At 69.1% G+C, this 14,262-nt stretch carries 14 protein-coding genes; 9 read left to right on the forward strand and 5 right to left on the reverse strand.

The window, feature by feature from the left end; translation table 11 throughout:
* The first annotated feature begins 1 nt into the window (after window position 1).
* Genes ABC271_RS05205 through ABC271_RS05215 form a run of 3 tightly spaced genes read left to right on the forward strand, consistent with a single transcriptional unit; the run spans window position 2 to window position 2,953 of the window.
* On the forward strand, window positions 2-667 hold the full coding sequence (locus ABC271_RS05205) for a response regulator transcription factor (protein ID WP_412923833.1): 666 nt from the start codon (window positions 2-4) through the stop codon (window positions 665-667).
* Window positions 660-1,916 (forward strand): sensor histidine kinase, encoded by a 1,257-nt coding sequence (locus ABC271_RS05210; RefSeq protein ID WP_412923834.1) that lies wholly within the window; start codon window positions 660-662, stop codon window positions 1,914-1,916. The genes ABC271_RS05205 and ABC271_RS05210 overlap by 8 nt, the downstream gene beginning before the upstream one ends.
* Window positions 1,913-2,953 carry a hypothetical protein gene (locus ABC271_RS05215; RefSeq protein ID WP_412923835.1) on the forward strand — a complete coding sequence of 347 codons (1,041 nt, stop codon included), beginning with the start codon at window positions 1,913-1,915 and terminating at the stop codon, window positions 2,951-2,953. Before ABC271_RS05210 ends, ABC271_RS05215 begins: the two co-directional genes overlap by 4 nt.
* Before the next feature lie 258 nt (window positions 2,954-3,211).
* Here ABC271_RS05215 and ABC271_RS05220 read toward each other — a convergent pair whose 3' ends face one another.
* Both ABC271_RS05220 and ABC271_RS05225 read right to left on the reverse strand, forming a co-directional pair.
* On the reverse strand, window positions 3,212-3,442 hold the full coding sequence (locus ABC271_RS05220; RefSeq protein WP_412923836.1) for an acyl-CoA carboxylase subunit epsilon: 231 nt from the start codon (window positions 3,440-3,442) through the stop codon (window positions 3,212-3,214).
* Window positions 3,439-5,028, reverse strand: coding sequence for an acyl-CoA carboxylase subunit beta (locus ABC271_RS05225; protein WP_412923837.1), 1,590 nt, complete (start codon window positions 5,026-5,028; stop codon window positions 3,439-3,441). Before ABC271_RS05225 ends, ABC271_RS05220 begins: the two co-directional genes overlap by 4 nt.
* Window positions 5,029-5,186: 158 nt before the next feature.
* Here ABC271_RS05225 and ABC271_RS05230 point away from each other — a divergent pair, with 158 nt between their 5' ends.
* From ABC271_RS05230 to ABC271_RS05255, 6 genes are all read left to right on the forward strand, one after another.
* Window positions 5,187-5,969, forward strand: a complete 783-nt coding sequence (locus tag ABC271_RS05230; RefSeq protein ID WP_412923838.1) for a biotin--[acetyl-CoA-carboxylase] ligase — start codon at window positions 5,187-5,189, stop codon at window positions 5,967-5,969.
* A gap of 59 nt (window positions 5,970-6,028) precedes the next feature.
* On the forward strand, window positions 6,029-6,583 hold the full coding sequence (locus ABC271_RS05235; protein WP_412923839.1) for a PH domain-containing protein: 555 nt from the start codon (window positions 6,029-6,031) through the stop codon (window positions 6,581-6,583).
* Between the two features lie 65 nt (window positions 6,584-6,648).
* Window positions 6,649-7,782, forward strand: a complete 1,134-nt coding sequence (locus tag ABC271_RS05240) for a 5-(carboxyamino)imidazole ribonucleotide synthase (protein WP_412923840.1) — start codon at window positions 6,649-6,651, stop codon at window positions 7,780-7,782.
* A 94-nt stretch (window positions 7,783-7,876) separates the two neighbouring features.
* Window positions 7,877-8,344, forward strand: coding sequence for a 5-(carboxyamino)imidazole ribonucleotide mutase (purE, locus tag ABC271_RS05245; protein WP_412926104.1), 468 nt, complete (start codon window positions 7,877-7,879; stop codon window positions 8,342-8,344).
* 56 nt (window positions 8,345-8,400) lie between these two features.
* Complete coding sequence (locus ABC271_RS05250; protein WP_412923841.1) at window positions 8,401-9,807, forward strand: LCP family protein; 1,407 nt, start codon at window positions 8,401-8,403, stop codon at window positions 9,805-9,807.
* Window positions 9,804-10,907, forward strand: a complete 1,104-nt coding sequence (locus ABC271_RS05255) for a glycosyltransferase (protein ID WP_412923842.1) — start codon at window positions 9,804-9,806, stop codon at window positions 10,905-10,907. The genes ABC271_RS05250 and ABC271_RS05255 overlap by 4 nt, the downstream gene beginning before the upstream one ends.
* Before the next feature lie 48 nt (window positions 10,908-10,955).
* On the opposite strand, the gene ABC271_RS05260 is transcribed toward ABC271_RS05255, so the two are convergent.
* The 3 genes from ABC271_RS05260 to rfbA are packed head-to-tail and all read right to left on the reverse strand — an operon-like array spanning window position 10,956 to window position 14,236.
* A complete protein-coding gene (locus tag ABC271_RS05260) occupies window positions 10,956-12,365 on the reverse strand; it encodes a sugar nucleotide-binding protein (RefSeq protein ID WP_412923843.1) in 1,410 nt (469 codons plus the stop codon).
* A gap of 3 nt (window positions 12,366-12,368) precedes the next feature.
* A complete protein-coding gene (gene rfbB, locus ABC271_RS05265; protein ID WP_412923844.1) occupies window positions 12,369-13,367 on the reverse strand; it encodes a dTDP-glucose 4,6-dehydratase in 999 nt (332 codons plus the stop codon).
* Window positions 13,364-14,236, reverse strand: coding sequence for a glucose-1-phosphate thymidylyltransferase RfbA (rfbA, locus tag ABC271_RS05270; protein ID WP_412923845.1), 873 nt, complete (start codon window positions 14,234-14,236; stop codon window positions 13,364-13,366). Before rfbA ends, rfbB begins: the two co-directional genes overlap by 4 nt.
* Window positions 14,237-14,262: the final 26 nt, after the last annotated feature.

The raw sequence follows: 14,262 nt of genomic DNA on the forward strand, positions 1-14,262 counted from the left end.
GATGACGCGCGTCGCCCTCATCGATGACCATGAATCGGTCCGGCTCGGCCTCGAGGCGGCGCTCGCTCAGACCGAGTCCTTCCACGTGGTCTCCTCCGGCGCGAACGTGGCCGCCTACCTCGATTGGCGTCGTACGGCGGGCGAGGCCCCGGCGGACGTCGTCGTCCTCGACCTGACTCTCGGTGACGGGACGACGGTGTCCGAGAACGTCGACCGGGTGGTCCGTGACGGCTCGAGCGTCATCATCCACAGTGTCGCCGACCGTCCGGCCGCGGTGCGCGAGGCGCTCGCCGCCGGTGCGGCGGGCATCGTGAGCAAGTCGTCTCCCACGCACGAGGTCCTCGCCGCGATCGACACCGTCGCCCGCGGCGAACTCCTCGACAACGTCGAGTGGGCCAGCGCCGTCGAGGGCGACCGTGATTTCGCCGATGCGCAGTTGTCTGCGCGCGAGCGCGAAGTGCTTCGGCTGTACGCGGCGGGTCTTCCGTTGAAGGCTGTCGCGGAGCGTCTGGGCGTGGCATATTCCACGGCGAAGGAGAACATCACGCGTGTCCGCGTGAAGTACGTGGAGGTGGGCCGGCCCGCCCCCACGAAGGTCGATCTGCTGCGGCGGGCGATGGAGGACGGCATCCTTCACGAGACGCCCGAGACGCCCCGAGATGCCTGACGTCGACCGATCCGTTCTCGACGAGGCCTGGGGTCGCATTCCCCACACTCGCGAGACCAGCGATGACCCCGGTTCCTTCACGCAGAAGCGCATCGAACGCGTCATCACACTGTTGGTAGGCCCCGCGTGTCTGGTCCTCGGCGTGCAGGCGTTCGTGGCCGCTTTCGGGCCGAGCGATGAGGCGGAGGGGTGGCACCTGCCGCTGGTCGTCGGGGTGTTCGTGCCGCTGGTGGCGATGGTCGTGGCGTGCGGCGTCGGCCGGTTCGCGCGCCTGTTCTCCGGTGTTTTCGCTGTCCTGTTCATGGTCGCTCTGGCCCTCTGGCCCCTCGCCACGTCCGGCGGGCAGGCGCCCTCGCCGACCGAGAACCCCTGGATCTTCTACCTCATCAACGTCGCCACGGTGGCAACCGTGGTCGCGTTCCCGCTCTCGCTCCAGGTGGCGTGGACGGTCGCCGCGCCACTTCTGTTCGGAGTGGTCCGACTGCTGCAAGCCGGCGGCCGTCCCGAATTCCTGCTTCCCGTTGCGCTCGACGTCTCCTTCGCGTTGCTGCTGGGCAGCGTCCTGGTGACACTGACGTGGATGTACCGGTCGATCGCGGCCAATGTCGATGAGACCCGGGCACGCGCCGTCGCCAGCTATGCGTCGGCGGCGGCGACCGCGGCGACCGAACACGAACGTGTCGCCGTGGCCGCGCTCATGCACGACAGCGTCCTCGGGGCGTTGCTCGCCGCCGAGCGCGCGAGCACCCCGCGTGAGCGGACGCTCGCGGTCAGCATGGCGCGCGAGGCCCTCACCCGGCTCGCCAACGCAGAGAAGGATGCCCTCGAAGGCAGCGACGAGCCGATGGACGCCACCGCTCTCGCCGACGACATCGAGACCTCGGCGCGTGATTTCGGTGTGGAGCTCGTCGTGACGCGGCGGGTGCAGGAGGGCGCGCCGCGGGTTCCGGGTCGCGTCGCACGCGCATTGGTGTTGGCGGCGATGCAGGCCGTCGCGAACGCGGTGCAGCATGCGGACGCGCAGGCGCTCTCGGTCGAGGTGAGCGGCTCTGCCGAGCCCGGTGGCGTCACGATCCGAGTGCGCGACGCCGGTCGCGGGTTCGACGTGAACGCGATCCCCGCCGACCGGCTCGGCATCCGTGGCTCGATCATCGCTCGCGTGACCGCCGTCGGGGGTCGCTCGACGGTGGATTCCTCTCCCGCCGGCACGACGGTGACGCTCGAGTGGGAGAGCGGGGACCGCTGGTGACGGTCCGCTCCATCCTCTCCGGCATCGCCCTGGCCTTCACTGCGTATCTGTCCGCGCGCAGCCTGCTGTGGACGCTGCCCGAGACCGTCGAGCGCGGGTGGCTCCTGATCGCCGCGCTCGTGATCTATCTCCCGATCACGTGGCTCTGGGTGCTTCTGCCGACGCGGCACCACGAGGCCGCAACCGGGGGTGCGAGCGCGGACACGCGCGCTGCCCCTCCGCGCTGGGCTCTCGCTCTCGCCGTGCTCGCCGCTGTGCTGGTGCCGAACGCGGCGTTCGCCGCGGTGAATGACGCCGGCCGGGCGCAACCGTTCGTGACGTGGGTCATCGGCGGTATCGGCGCGCTCATGACCGTGGTGATGGTTCGTCGACGTCCCGCCATCGCGTGGATCGGGACGGGCTTGTTGTCCCTCTCGGCCGCCGTGTGGCTCGGTCCGCTGTCGGCCCTGAGTCTCGGCCTCGTCGGTTCCCTCGTGTGGGTCGCTGCGGCGCAGTTGATCACGTTTGCGCTCGATCGTGTCGCCCGCGACGCCGAGCAGCTCTCGGAGCTGCAGCAGGCGGCGTCGGCGTGGCAGGCTTCGCAGAGCGGGCGTCAGCGCGAACGTCGCCTGCACGTGCAGCGCGCGCTGCATGTCGCCGGCCCCGTGCTGGGCCGCACGATCGAAACCGGGGGCAATCTGCGCCCGAGCGAGAAGAGCGCCGCACGTCTGGCCGAGCAGAGTCTCCGCGATGAGCTGCGCAGCCCACGCCTCCTCGACGACGGCGTCCGCGCGCAGATCGACGCGGCCCGCCGGCGCGGGACGATCGTGATGCTCTTCGACGAGGGCGGGCTCGAAGATCTCCCGGCGTCCGCTCTCAGCGACATCCGCACCGAGCTGGCTCGCGTCGTTCGCGACGCGGCGTCCGAACGCCTCATCATCCGCACGTCGCCGCATCACGAGGTCGCCGTGACCGTCGTGGGGCGCACCGCGACGGCCGGTGCCGGCGCCGACGAGGACGACGTCGACCTGTGGCGGGAGATTCGTCGCCCCTCATGAGGCGAGACCAGAGTGCCCCCGCGGCGCGAACGCCGCCGGGGGCACCATCGGGTATTTGCATCCGGGGAAGAGTGCGAAAGATGAGGGGTGAGGGGCGGCGATGTCGCCTGCCCCTCACCCATGCGAACGGCTACCCGAAAACCGTCCGCGTGGCCGGAACCGGCTCGATGGAGCGGTCCGACCGAACGCGTGATGCGTTCCAGCTCCTCCAGTATTCGCGAACGATCTCGCGACGTCTGTAGGTATTTCGGGGGACAGTCAGCCTGTGAAGCTGTGCCACCCGGCCAGGCGATTGAGGGGGCGGCGCAGTCCGCGCGCGGAGAGCTCCCATCGGGACCGCGGGGCGGCCTCGGGTGCCGTGGCGTCCGCGGTCTCGCGGGCATACGCCTCACCCACGACGACGATCGCCGCGGCGAGCTCTTCGGGGGTCGCTGTCCCGCGGATCACCCGCGCGACGGTCTCTGCCGAGGGGGCGGCGACGTCGCTCACAGCGGGATGTTCCCGTGCTTCTTGGCGGGCAGGCTCGCCCGCTTGTTGCGCAGGGCACGCAGAGCCTTGGCGATCGACACGCGCGTCTGCGCCGGCTCGATGATGCCGTCGAGCTCACCGCGTTCGGCGGCGAGGAACGGTGAGGCGACGTTGTAGGTGTACTCGTTCGCCAGTCGCGTGCGGACCGCCGCGACGTCCTCGCCCGCCTCCTCGGCGCGCTTGATCTCGCCGCGGTACAGGATGTTCACCGCTCCCTGACCACCCATGACGGCGATCTCGGCGGTGGGCCAGGCGAGGTTGATGTCGGCTCCGAGCTGCTTGGAACCCATGACGATGTAGGCGCCGCCGTAAGCCTTGCGGAGGATGACGGTGACCAGCGGAACGGTCGCTTCGGCGTAGGCGTAGAGAAGCTTCGCGCCGCGGCGGATGACCCCGGTCCACTCCTGGTCGGTGCCGGGCAGGTAGCCGGGGACGTCCACGAGCGTCACGATCGGAACGGAGAACGCATCGCAGAAGCGGACGAAGCGGCTGGCCTTCTCACCGGCGTCGATGTTCAGCGTTCCTGCCATCTGCGAGGGCTGGTTCGCGATGATGCCGACGGTGCGTCCCTCGATCCGGCCGAAGCCGATCACGATGTTGGGCGCGAACAGCGGCTGAACCTCGAGGAACTCCGCACCGTCGACGATCCCATCGATGACGGTGTGGATGTCGTACGGCTGGTTGGGGGAGTCCGGGATGACGCTGTTCAGAGCGCGATCGGCATCCGTCGTCTCGAACTCGAACGGCGTCTCGTAGAGCGGGAGCTCGGCGAGGTTGTTGTCGGGAAGGAAGCCGATGAGCGTGCGAGCGTAATCGAGGGCGTCGTCCTCGTCCTCGGCGAGGTAGTGCGCCACGCCCGAGCGGGTGTTGTGCGTGTGCGCACCGCCGAGCTCCTCCATGCCGACGTCCTCGCCGGTCACGGTCTTGATGACGTCCGGGCCGGTCACGAACATCTGGCTGGTCTTGTCGACCATGATCACGAAGTCGGTGAGGGCCGGCGAGTAGACGGCACCGCCGGCCGCGGGTCCCATGATGATCGAGATCTGCGGGATCACGCCGGAGGCGGCGGTGTTCAGACGGAAGATCTCGCCGTACTTGCCGAGCGCGACGACACCTTCTTGGATGCGCGCGCCGCCGGAGTCGAGCATGCCGATGATCGGGATGCCGCTGCGGAGAGCGAGCTCCATCACCTTGATGATCTTGTCGCCGGCGACCTCGCCGAGCGAACCGCCGAAGGTGGAGAAGTCCTGGGCGTATACCGCCACGGTGCGGCCGTGGATCGTGCCGGTGCCGGTGACGACGGAGTCGCCGTAGGGGCGGGACTTGTCCATGCCGAACGCCGTCGTGCGGTGACGCACGTACTCGTCGAGTTCAACGAAGGAGCCGGGATCGACCAGCATCTCAATGCGCTCGCGGGCGGTGAGCTTGCCCTTCGCGTGCTGCTTGGTGCGCGCGGCGGTCTCGGCGTCGACGACCGCCTCCTGGAACCTCGTGCGCAGGTCGGCGATCTTGCCGGCGGTCGTGAAGAGATCGGGCTGGTCGGTCACGCTTTCCACCCTAGCGACCGGTTCCCCGCCGATGTTGGAGGGTGCGCACAAGCGCCCGGGCGGGACGCTGTGGCATCCATCCATCCCGTGCCCGGAGTGGCGCGGCCGATCACGGCAAGTGGATGCCGAGCCCCCCGCGTCGTGCCTAGGGTGTGCACATGCCGATCCACGCTGCCGGGTACCCCCTCACCGCCGCGCTCAGCCCGCGCGTCCAGGTCGTCGAGACCACCGATTCCACGAACGCCGACGTCGTCGCCGCCGTCACATCCGACCCCGCGGGGTGGCCGCATCTGTCGTTGCTCGTGACGGACGACCAGCGCGCCGGGCGTGGACGTCTCGACCGCACGTGGACCGCCCCGGCGGGCACCGCGCTCGCGGTGTCGGTCGTCGTGGACGCCGGTCGCATCCCTCCGGAGATGCGCGGGTGGATCCCGCTGGCCGCCGGCGCGGCGATGACGCGTGCGGTCGGTGCACGTCTGGCCGGCCACGGGTCGAGCGCGCAGCTCAAGTGGCCCAACGACGTGCTCGTGGACGGCGGCAAGATCTGCGGCATCCTCGCCGAGGCCGTTCCGGGCACGCTGGACACGGTCGTCGTCGGGTCGGGCGTGAACACGCGCATGACCCGTGCGGATCTGCCGGTGTCGACGGCCACGTCGTTCGCCGCGATCGGCGTCGAGGTCGACGAGGACCGGCTGCTCGCGGACTACCTCGAGGCCTTCGCGGGATTCCTCGCCGCTCTCTCCGAGGGTGACATGGCGCGCGTGCACCGGGACATCGAGAAGGCGTGTTCGACGGTCGGACGCGAGGTGTCGGTGTCCCTCCCCGATGGGACGACCGTTCAGGGACGAGCCGATCGCCTCGATGCCGAGGGACGTCTGGTCGTGGAATCGGGCACGATCCAGACCGTGGTCGCCGCGGGAGACGTCGTCCACGTTCGCTGACCCGCGCCCTCCCCGCGTGTGCGGGCGGCGGCGGGGGCCCGGCCCCGCAGAATGGGTACGTGACCCAGCCGACCAGCTACGGAGGGCGCCCGCGCACGCCGGCGCCCGGCACGGCGGCGCCCGAGCGGCGCATCGCGCGCTTGCGAGGACACGGGCGTCGGCTGCTCTTGTCGGCGGTCGTTCTCATCGCGGCGTCGGGGGCGACCGCCTACTACTACGACAATCTCCCCGCACCGTTCGAGAACTGGATGCTCCTGAGCGCGGCCGGTGCGACCGTGCTGTTCCTCGTCGTCATTCCGTACTTCTCCTGGTTGTCGCGATCGTGGACGATCACGACGCGCCGGGTGATCGAGCGCTCGGGCTTCTTCGGGTCGAACAGTCGCGAGATCTCGCACGTCCGCGGATACGCGATCCAGATGCGTCGCGGCATCCTCCAGCGCTTGTGGGGTGCGGGGACCCTCACGCTCTCCAACGGAGCCGAGCCCCCGATGCGCTTGAAGAACGTCCCCCACGCGGCCCTGGTCCACGAGACGCTCGTCGACCAGGTCGAGGTCAACCAGATCCTCGCGCACCGCGACTCGCAGGCGCAGGGATCGGGTTCCGTCGAGCTCTGACCTCATCGCCCCGGTGTGCGCGTGCGCGCTGCGGCGTCCACAATGGACGGGACGGAAGGAGCGGCATGGCGCTGCGAGTCGGAGTGGTCGGTGGCGGACAACTGGCGCGGATGATGATCGCGCCCGCCGAGGAGCTCGGGATCGACATCCGCGTCCTCGCCGAAGCCGAGGGCATGTCGGCCGGCCTCGCCGCGACCGCCGTCGGTGACTACCGCGACGCCGACACCGTCCTCCGGTTCGCGAAGGACGTCGACGTCCTGACCTTCGATCACGAGCACGTGCCCCAGGACGTGCTGTCGGTGCTCGTCGGCGCCGGTGTTGCGGTGCACCCGGGTCCGACGCCGCTCGCCGTCGCCCAGGACAAGCTCGTCATGCGCTCTCGCATGGCGGAACTCGGGATGCCGCAGCCCGAGTGGGCCGCCGTCTCCGACGTCGCGGCGCTGCAGGACTTCCTCGATGCCCACGGCGGCCGCGCTGTCGTGAAGACCCCGCGGGGTGGCTATGACGGAAAGGGTGTGCGCGTGGTCTCGGCCGCCACGGAAGCGGACGACTGGTTCGCCGCGCTCGCCGAGGACGCCAACGGCGGCGCGCTGTTGGTGGAGGAGCTGGTCGACTTCACGCGCGAACTGGCTCAGCAGGTTGCGCGCCGCCCCTCCGGCGAGGTGCGGGCATACCCCCTGGTGGCCACCACTCAGCGAGACGGCGTGTGTGCCGAGGTGATCGCCCCGGCCCCCCGCGCGGGGGAGCGTCTCGAGCGCGCGGCGGCCGAGATCGGTGTCGCGGTCGCCGAGGGACTCGGCGTCACCGGAATGCTGGCGGTCGAGCTGTTCGAGACCTCCGACGACCGCATCCTCATCAACGAGCTCGCGATGCGTCCGCACAACAGCGGCCACTGGACGCAGGACGGCGCCGTCACGAGCCAGTTCGAGCAGCATCTCCGGGCGGTGCTCGACCTTCCTCTTGGATCCACGGATGCCATCGCTCCATGGACGGTCATGATCAACATCCTCGGGGGGCCGGCCGAAGGCGGGCTGACGGAGCGCTTCGCCCCCGCCATGGCGGCGCACCCGACGGCCAAAATCCACACGTACGGCAAGGATCCGCGACCGGGTCGCAAGGTCGGCCACGTCAACGTCTCGGGGGACGACCTGGACGACGTCGTGTACGAGGGTCGTGCAGCCGCGGCATTCTTCGACTGAGCGCGCCGTTCCGGGATCTTCCAGCCACCCGCCCTACCCTGGACCGGTGACCCGGCCGCTGCATTCCTCCGAAACGCCGCTGGTCGGCGTCGTCATGGGCTCCGACTCCGATTGGCGCGTGATGAGCGACGCCTCGCAGGTACTCACGGAGTTCGGCATCCCCCACGAGGTGGAGGTCGTCTCGGCGCACCGCACACCCGACAAGCTGATCCGCTACGGCCGCGAGGCGCGGGCGCGCGGGCTCCGCGTCATCATCGCCGGGGCAGGCGGCGCCGCGCACCTGCCGGGGATGCTCGCGTCGGTCACGGCTCTGCCGGTCGTCGGCGTCCCCGTTCAGCTGGCGACGCTCGACGGACTCGACTCGTTGCTGAGCATCGTCCAGATGCCGGCCGGGATCCCGGTCGCGACCGTCTCGATCAACGGTGCGAAGAACGCCGGTCTGCTGGCGGCCCGCATCCTCGGCACCGTCGACGCCGCGCTCGGCGACCGCGTCGAAGCGTACGCTGCCGACCTCGAGGGACAGGTCGAGGAGAAGAACCGCCGCCTGAAGGAGTCCCTGTGAGTGTGGCGGCTCCGCCACGCCCGCGGCCTCGGGAGTCGCTCACGGAGTCGCGCCCGATGCGGAACCCGGATACCTCTTCCCGCGAGGTCATGACCCGGCGCGGGTGGTGGCTCGTGGTGCTGAACCTTCTCGTGCCGGGATCGGCGCAGATCCTCGCGGGGAACCGCCGGCTCGGTCGGTTCGGTCTCGGCGCGACGCTCTTTCTCTGGGCCGCCGTCGTCCTGGCGGCGCTGGGTGCCCTGCTGTGGCCCAGCGGGCTCTTCGCCCTGGCCACCGGTTCGTTCATTCCGGACTTCCTCTCCTGGTTCCGCTGGGTTCCGCTCACCCTCGTGCAGATCGTGCTCGTGGCATACGTGGTGCTGTGGGTCGTTCTCACGATCGACACGCTCCGAATCGTGCGGCTGGTGCGCACGGGCCCGATCGCGCGATGGGCCATCGCCGTGGTGTCGGTCGGCATGCTCGTGCTCACCGGTTCCGGGGCGGCGTGGGCCGCTCAGGCAGCCGGAACGACGAGGGACGCGTTCGCGCAGATCTTCGCCGAATCGGCTCCCGTCGTCCCGCCCTCCGACGGGTACTACAACATCCTCCTTCTGGGGGCGGATTCGGGTGAGGGCCGCGACTCGATGCGGTTCGACTCCATCTCGGTGGTGTCGGTCAACGCGTCGACGGGGGCCGTCACCATCACGGGGATTCCGCGAGACATGCCGAACTTCCCGTTCGCCCCCGGGCCGATGCAGGACGAGTATCCGAACGGCCACGAGGGCAAGTTCGGCGAGACCTGCGGCTGGGGCAGCGGCATCAATCAGCTCCGTACCGAGGTCGAGGTGTGTCAGGACGGCGACGCACTGTACCCGGACGCGCGGGCCAACGGTTCCGAGCCGGGCATCGAGGCGACGAAGGATGCCGCCGAGGGCATTCTCGGCATCCAGATCCCGTACTACGTGCTCGTCGACATGAAGGGTTTCGCCGACCTCGTCGATGCGCTCGGCGGCGTCGACATCACGGTCGACGAGCGCCTTCCCAAGGGCGGGCCCGCGTACGACGGCCAGCCCGTCGACGACTGGGCGTTCGGCTGGATCGAGGCCGGTCCGCAGCACATGGACGGCGACACCGCGCAGTGGTACGCGCGTTCGCGCTACACCACGAGCGACTTCGACCGCATGCGCCGTCAACGTCAGCTGCAGGAAGCGATCCTCGCTCAGTCCACGCCGCAGAACGTGCTCCAGCACTTCCAGCAGGTCGCGGCCGCGGGGACCAACATCGTCGAGACCGACCTCCCCCAGGGCCTGATCGCCCCGACCCTGGTCGACCTGGCTCTGAAGGCGAAGGACCAGCCGGTCACGACGATCGAGCTCACCCCCGAAGGCGGCGTCGACGAGTTCGACCCCGATTACGCGCAGGTCCAGCAGATCGTGCGCGACAAGCTCCACCCCCCGACCGAAACGGAGAGCCCTGCGCCGTGACCGTCACCCTCCGCGTCGTCCTCGACCAACTCGTCGCACCGACCTCGCGAGATCTCGAAGAAGCCTCGGCCTCACTCACTCAGGCCCTGGTCGACACCGCTCCCCGCGGCTGCGACGTCGCAGCGATCACGCCCTCGCCGGGTCTGCCCGACGACGCGAGAATCACCGGGCTGTCGGCCGAGACCCGTCTGTCGATGCGGCGTCGCGAGCTCGCGGCGTCGTGGCAGCTGGGGGTCGCCCCCGGGATCGGCCGGGGCCTCATCCACTCGCCGACCCCGCTCGCGCCCCTCGTCCGCCATGACCGCGTGAACGAGACGCACCAGATCGTCGTGACCCTGTGGGACCTTCGCGCGTGGGAGACTCCGGACGAGTTGCCGCGCGCCGAGGTCCTCGCGTCGCGTGCGCTGCTTTCGAGGATCGGCAAACACGCCGACGCCGTCGTGGTGCCCTCGCACGCCATGGCCGAGCGGCTCGCCGAGATCGCCAAGGCCAAGCTCGTGGCGAAGGTGCGCGTGATCGGCGGTGCTCCCGCCACGGGCTTCCGGGTGCCCACGGATGCCGTCGGGCGTCTGCGCGCCCTCGACCTCCCGTCCTCCTTCCTCGCCGTCTCCGGCGGCGCGGCGACCTCGGACGGGCTGTCCGCGGCCTTCGCCGGGATCGCCGCCTCCGGGTGGGACGGCGACGTCGTGGTCCTGGACGTCCCCGAGGGGGAGGAACCGGCCGTCGTCGACCTGGCCTCCGCCGCGGGGATCGCCGAAGCCCGCGTCCACGCGCGCGGGTCCCTCGATCAGTGGGATCGCGCCGCGGTGCTTTCTCATGCCCGGGTGTTCGTCGCCGGCAGCACCCGTACCGACTGGCCGTGGCGCGCCGTCGACGCGCTCGCTCTGGGTGTGCCGATCGTTGCGGCCGACACCGTCATCCATCGCGAAGTGCTCGCGGATGCCGCGCTGTACGCTTCCGGCGACGACTTCGGCTCCTCCGTCGCCGGCGCCCTGAGCGATGATGCGGATCGCCTGCGGGTCCTCGCCGGTGATCGGGCGAAGGGCTTCTCCTGGCAGGCGAGCGCCGACCGCGTGTGGGCGTTGCACGCCGAAATTTGACGGGCCTCCCGGCCGCGCAGGGTCTGCAGCCGCCGAGAGATCGTCCGTTCACCCCGCGAGGTAGGCGTTCAGGGCGGTCCGCCCGTCGCTCGGCCGAAAACCGGTCTCCTGGATCTTTCGGAGGTCGAGCGCACTGTTGCGGGGGCGGGGCGCCACCGCTCGCTCGGATCCGGCGAAGTACTCCTCGGTCGTGGTGTCGAGGACTCGTGACGGGTCAGACCCGACGCGTTCGAACACCGCTCTCGCCACATCCGCCCACGTGATCACGTCACCGGTGCACGAGAGGTTGTACGTCCCGTACGGTGCTTCCGAGTCCACCAGGTGCCGCACGGCCCGAGCGATGTCGGTCGCGAACGTCAGCCGGCCGTACTGGTCGTGGACGACGCGCGGCGACACACCCTTCGCCGCCAGACCGGCCATGGTCCGGACGAAGTTCGCTCCGTCGCCGATGACCCAGCTGGTGCGCAACACGTAATGGCGAGCGGCGGTGGCCGCCGCGACGTCGCCGGCTGCCTTCGACTGACCATAGACACCGAGAGGACTGAGCGGCGCGTCTTCCGGGTACAGCCCCTCGTGGGTGCCGTCGAAGACGTAGTCGCTGGAGATGTGCACCAAAGTGATCCCGTGCGCGGCGGAAATGATCGCCAGTCGCGCCACGCTCGCGGCGTTGACCTCCCAAGCCCGGACGCGACCGCTCGGCGTCTCCGCCTCATCGACCGCGGTGTAGGCGGCGGCGTTCACGATGACCGCGTAATCCTGCCAGGGCCGCGCCGCCGCCAATGCGGGATCACCGAGATCGATCTCCGCTCGCGTGGCGAACTCGACCGACGAATCGTCCCCGAAGGACGAGCGCAGCGCGCGGCCCACTTGACCGTCCGCACCGAGGACGAGCGTGCGGCGGGGCGCCATGGGCGCCACGGCGTCCAAACGCGGATGCTGAAGGTCCTTATCGCTGATCTCCGCCTGGGACAGGGGGATCGGCCACGGGATCGCGGCGGTCTCATCGGCGAGGTTCAACAGTGTGTAACGAGCATCGGGCGACCAATGCGCCGTCACGAGGTAGGAGTAGGCCGTGTCGGGTTCGAGGGTCTGGTAGGCGTTTCCGACCCCGCGGGGCACGAACACCGCCTTCGACGCGTCGATGACGGTCGAGTACGTCCTTCCGAATGCGGGCCCGGGTCGCAGGTCAACCCAGGCGGCGAACACTCGTCCGGTCGCTACGGAGACGTACTTGTCCCACGGTTCGGCATGGATGCCACGGGTGGTACCCACGGAATCGTTGAACGAGATGTTGTGCTGGACGGGAACGAAATCGCGCAGACCCTGCGCGGCCATCTTCTCCCGCTGCCAATTTTCCTTGAACCATCCACGGTTGTCTCCGTGAACCGGGAGATCCAGCAGCAGTAGTCCTTCGATTGTCGTCGGCGAGACCGTCAGTTCTTTCGCGAACTCGACCATGCCTCATTGCCCCCGTGCCGCGTAGAAAGCCTCGACACGGTCCTTGTCGGCGGCCCACCAGGACTCGTTGTCGCGATACCACTGGATGGTCGCCATCAGCCCCGCGTCGAAGTCGCGGTAGCGAGGCTCCCACCCGAGCTCGGCGCGGAGCTTCGAACTGTCGATCGCGTAGCGCAGGTCGTGACCCGGCCGATCGGCGACGTGGTCGTACGCGTCCGAAGATTCACCCATCAGGCGAAGGATCAGCTCGACGACGTCCTTGTTATTCCTCTCTCCATCCGCGCCGATGAGGTACGTTTCACCGATTCTTCCGGCCTCCAGAATGCGCAGGACAGCGCTCGAGTGATCGTCCGCGTGGATCCAGTCGCGCACGTTGTGGCCGCTGCCATACAGCTTCGGCCGTATGCCCCGGAGGACGTTGGTGATCTGCCGGGGGATGAACTTCTCGATGTGCTGGTATGCGCCGTAGTTGTTGGAGCAGTTGGACAACGTGGCCTGGACGCCGAAGGATCGCACCCATGCGCGCACGAGGAGGTCGGATCCCGCCTTCGTCGACGAATAGGGGGAGGACGGGTTGTAGGGCGTCGATTCGGTGAATCGCGCGGGGTCGTCGAGTTCGAGGTCGCCGTATACCTCGTCTGTGGAGATGTGATGGAACCGGACGTCCCGACGTCGCGCGGCCTCCAACAGCGTGAAGGTACCGATGAGGTTCGTCTCCAGGAACGGCCGCGGATCGTTCAGGCTGTTGTCGTTGTGGGACTCCGCGGCGTAGTGCACCACGGCATCGGCCTGGGCGACCAGGTCATCGACCAGAGCAGCATCCGCAATATCGCCCACGACCAGCGACACTCGGTCGTCGGGCAGGTCTGCGATCGAAGCGGGATTGCCCGCGTACGTGAGCTTGTCCAGGACCACCACGTGATAGTCGGTGTGTTCGACAATGTGGTGCACGAAGTTCGAGCCGATGAAGCCGGCGCCGCCGGTCACGAGGAGGGTGGTCATCCGCGGCCCCTTTCCAGGACGTCGAGAAGGTACGAGCCGTAGCCGGACTTGGCGAGGCCGGCGGCACGGGCGCGAAGGTCGTCGTCGCTCAGGAAGCCCTGGCGCCATGCCACCTCTTCGGGGACACCGATGCGCAGCCCCGTGCGCCGTTCCATCGTCCGCACGTACTCGGCGGCATCGGTCATCTGATCGAAGGTGCCCGTGTCGAGCCAGGCGGTTCCGCGCGGCAGGACCTCCACGAGGAGTTTTCCCCGGGACAGGTACTCCTTGTTGACATCGGTGATCTCGTACTCGCCGCGAGCGGACGGGGACAGGTGACGTGCGATCTCGACCACGTCGTTGTCGTAGAAGTACAAGCCGGGCACGGCGTAATTGCTCTTCGGCTCACGCGGCTTCTCCTCGAGCGAGACGGCGCGCCCCTCGTCGTCGAATTCCACGACGCCGTAGGCGGACGGCTCGGCGACCCAGTAGGCGAACACCGCTCCACCGTCGATCTGCGTGTAGCGCTTCAGCTGCGTGCCGAGTCCCGGACCGTACAGCAGATTGTCGCCCAGGACGAGCGCCACCTTGTCGTCGCCGATGAAATCGGCACCCAGAGTGAAGGCCTGTGCCAGCCCGTCGGGGGAGGGCTGCTGCGCGAAGCGGATCGTGATGCCGAACTGGGACCCGTCGCCCAGCAGCCGCTCGAAGAACGGCGCGTCGTGCGGCGTCGTGATCACCAGGATCTCGTCGATGCCCGCGAGCATGAGCGTCGATAGCGGGTAGTAGACCATCGGCTTGTCGTAGACCGGTATGAGCTGTTTGGAGACGCCGAGAGTGATCGGATGCAGGCGTGTTCCCGAGCCCCCGGCGAGAATGATTCCCTTCACACCCTCATCCTGGCATTTCGCGCGAG

Origin of the sequence: Microbacterium canaveralium (genome assembly GCF_047238045.1) — a bacterium.
Lineage (GTDB): Bacteria > Actinomycetota > Actinomycetes > Actinomycetales > Microbacteriaceae > Microbacterium.

What these genes read in the sequence shown, in the direction of transcription:
- ABC271_RS05205 (WP_412923833.1), top strand. Translation starts at nt 2, where the DNA reads ATGACGCGCGTCGCCCTCATCGATGACCATGAATCGGTCCGGCTCGGC.
- ABC271_RS05210 (WP_412923834.1), top strand. Translation starts at nt 660, where the DNA reads ATGCCTGACGTCGACCGATCCGTTCTCGACGAGGCCTGGGGTCGCATT.
- ABC271_RS05230 (WP_412923838.1), top strand. Translation starts at nt 5,187, where the DNA reads ATGCCGATCCACGCTGCCGGGTACCCCCTCACCGCCGCGCTCAGCCCG.
- ABC271_RS05240 (WP_412923840.1), top strand. Translation starts at nt 6,649, where the DNA reads ATGGCGCTGCGAGTCGGAGTGGTCGGTGGCGGACAACTGGCGCGGATG.
- purE (WP_412926104.1), top strand. Translation starts at nt 7,877, where the DNA reads ATGGGCTCCGACTCCGATTGGCGCGTGATGAGCGACGCCTCGCAGGTA.
- ABC271_RS05250 (WP_412923841.1), top strand. Translation starts at nt 8,401, where the DNA reads ATGCGGAACCCGGATACCTCTTCCCGCGAGGTCATGACCCGGCGCGGG.
- ABC271_RS05260 (WP_412923843.1), bottom strand. Translation starts at nt 12,365, where the DNA reads ATGGTCGAGTTCGCGAAAGAACTGACGGTCTCGCCGACGACAATCGAA.
- rfbB (WP_412923844.1), bottom strand. Translation starts at nt 13,367, where the DNA reads ATGACCACCCTCCTCGTGACCGGCGGCGCCGGCTTCATCGGCTCGAAC.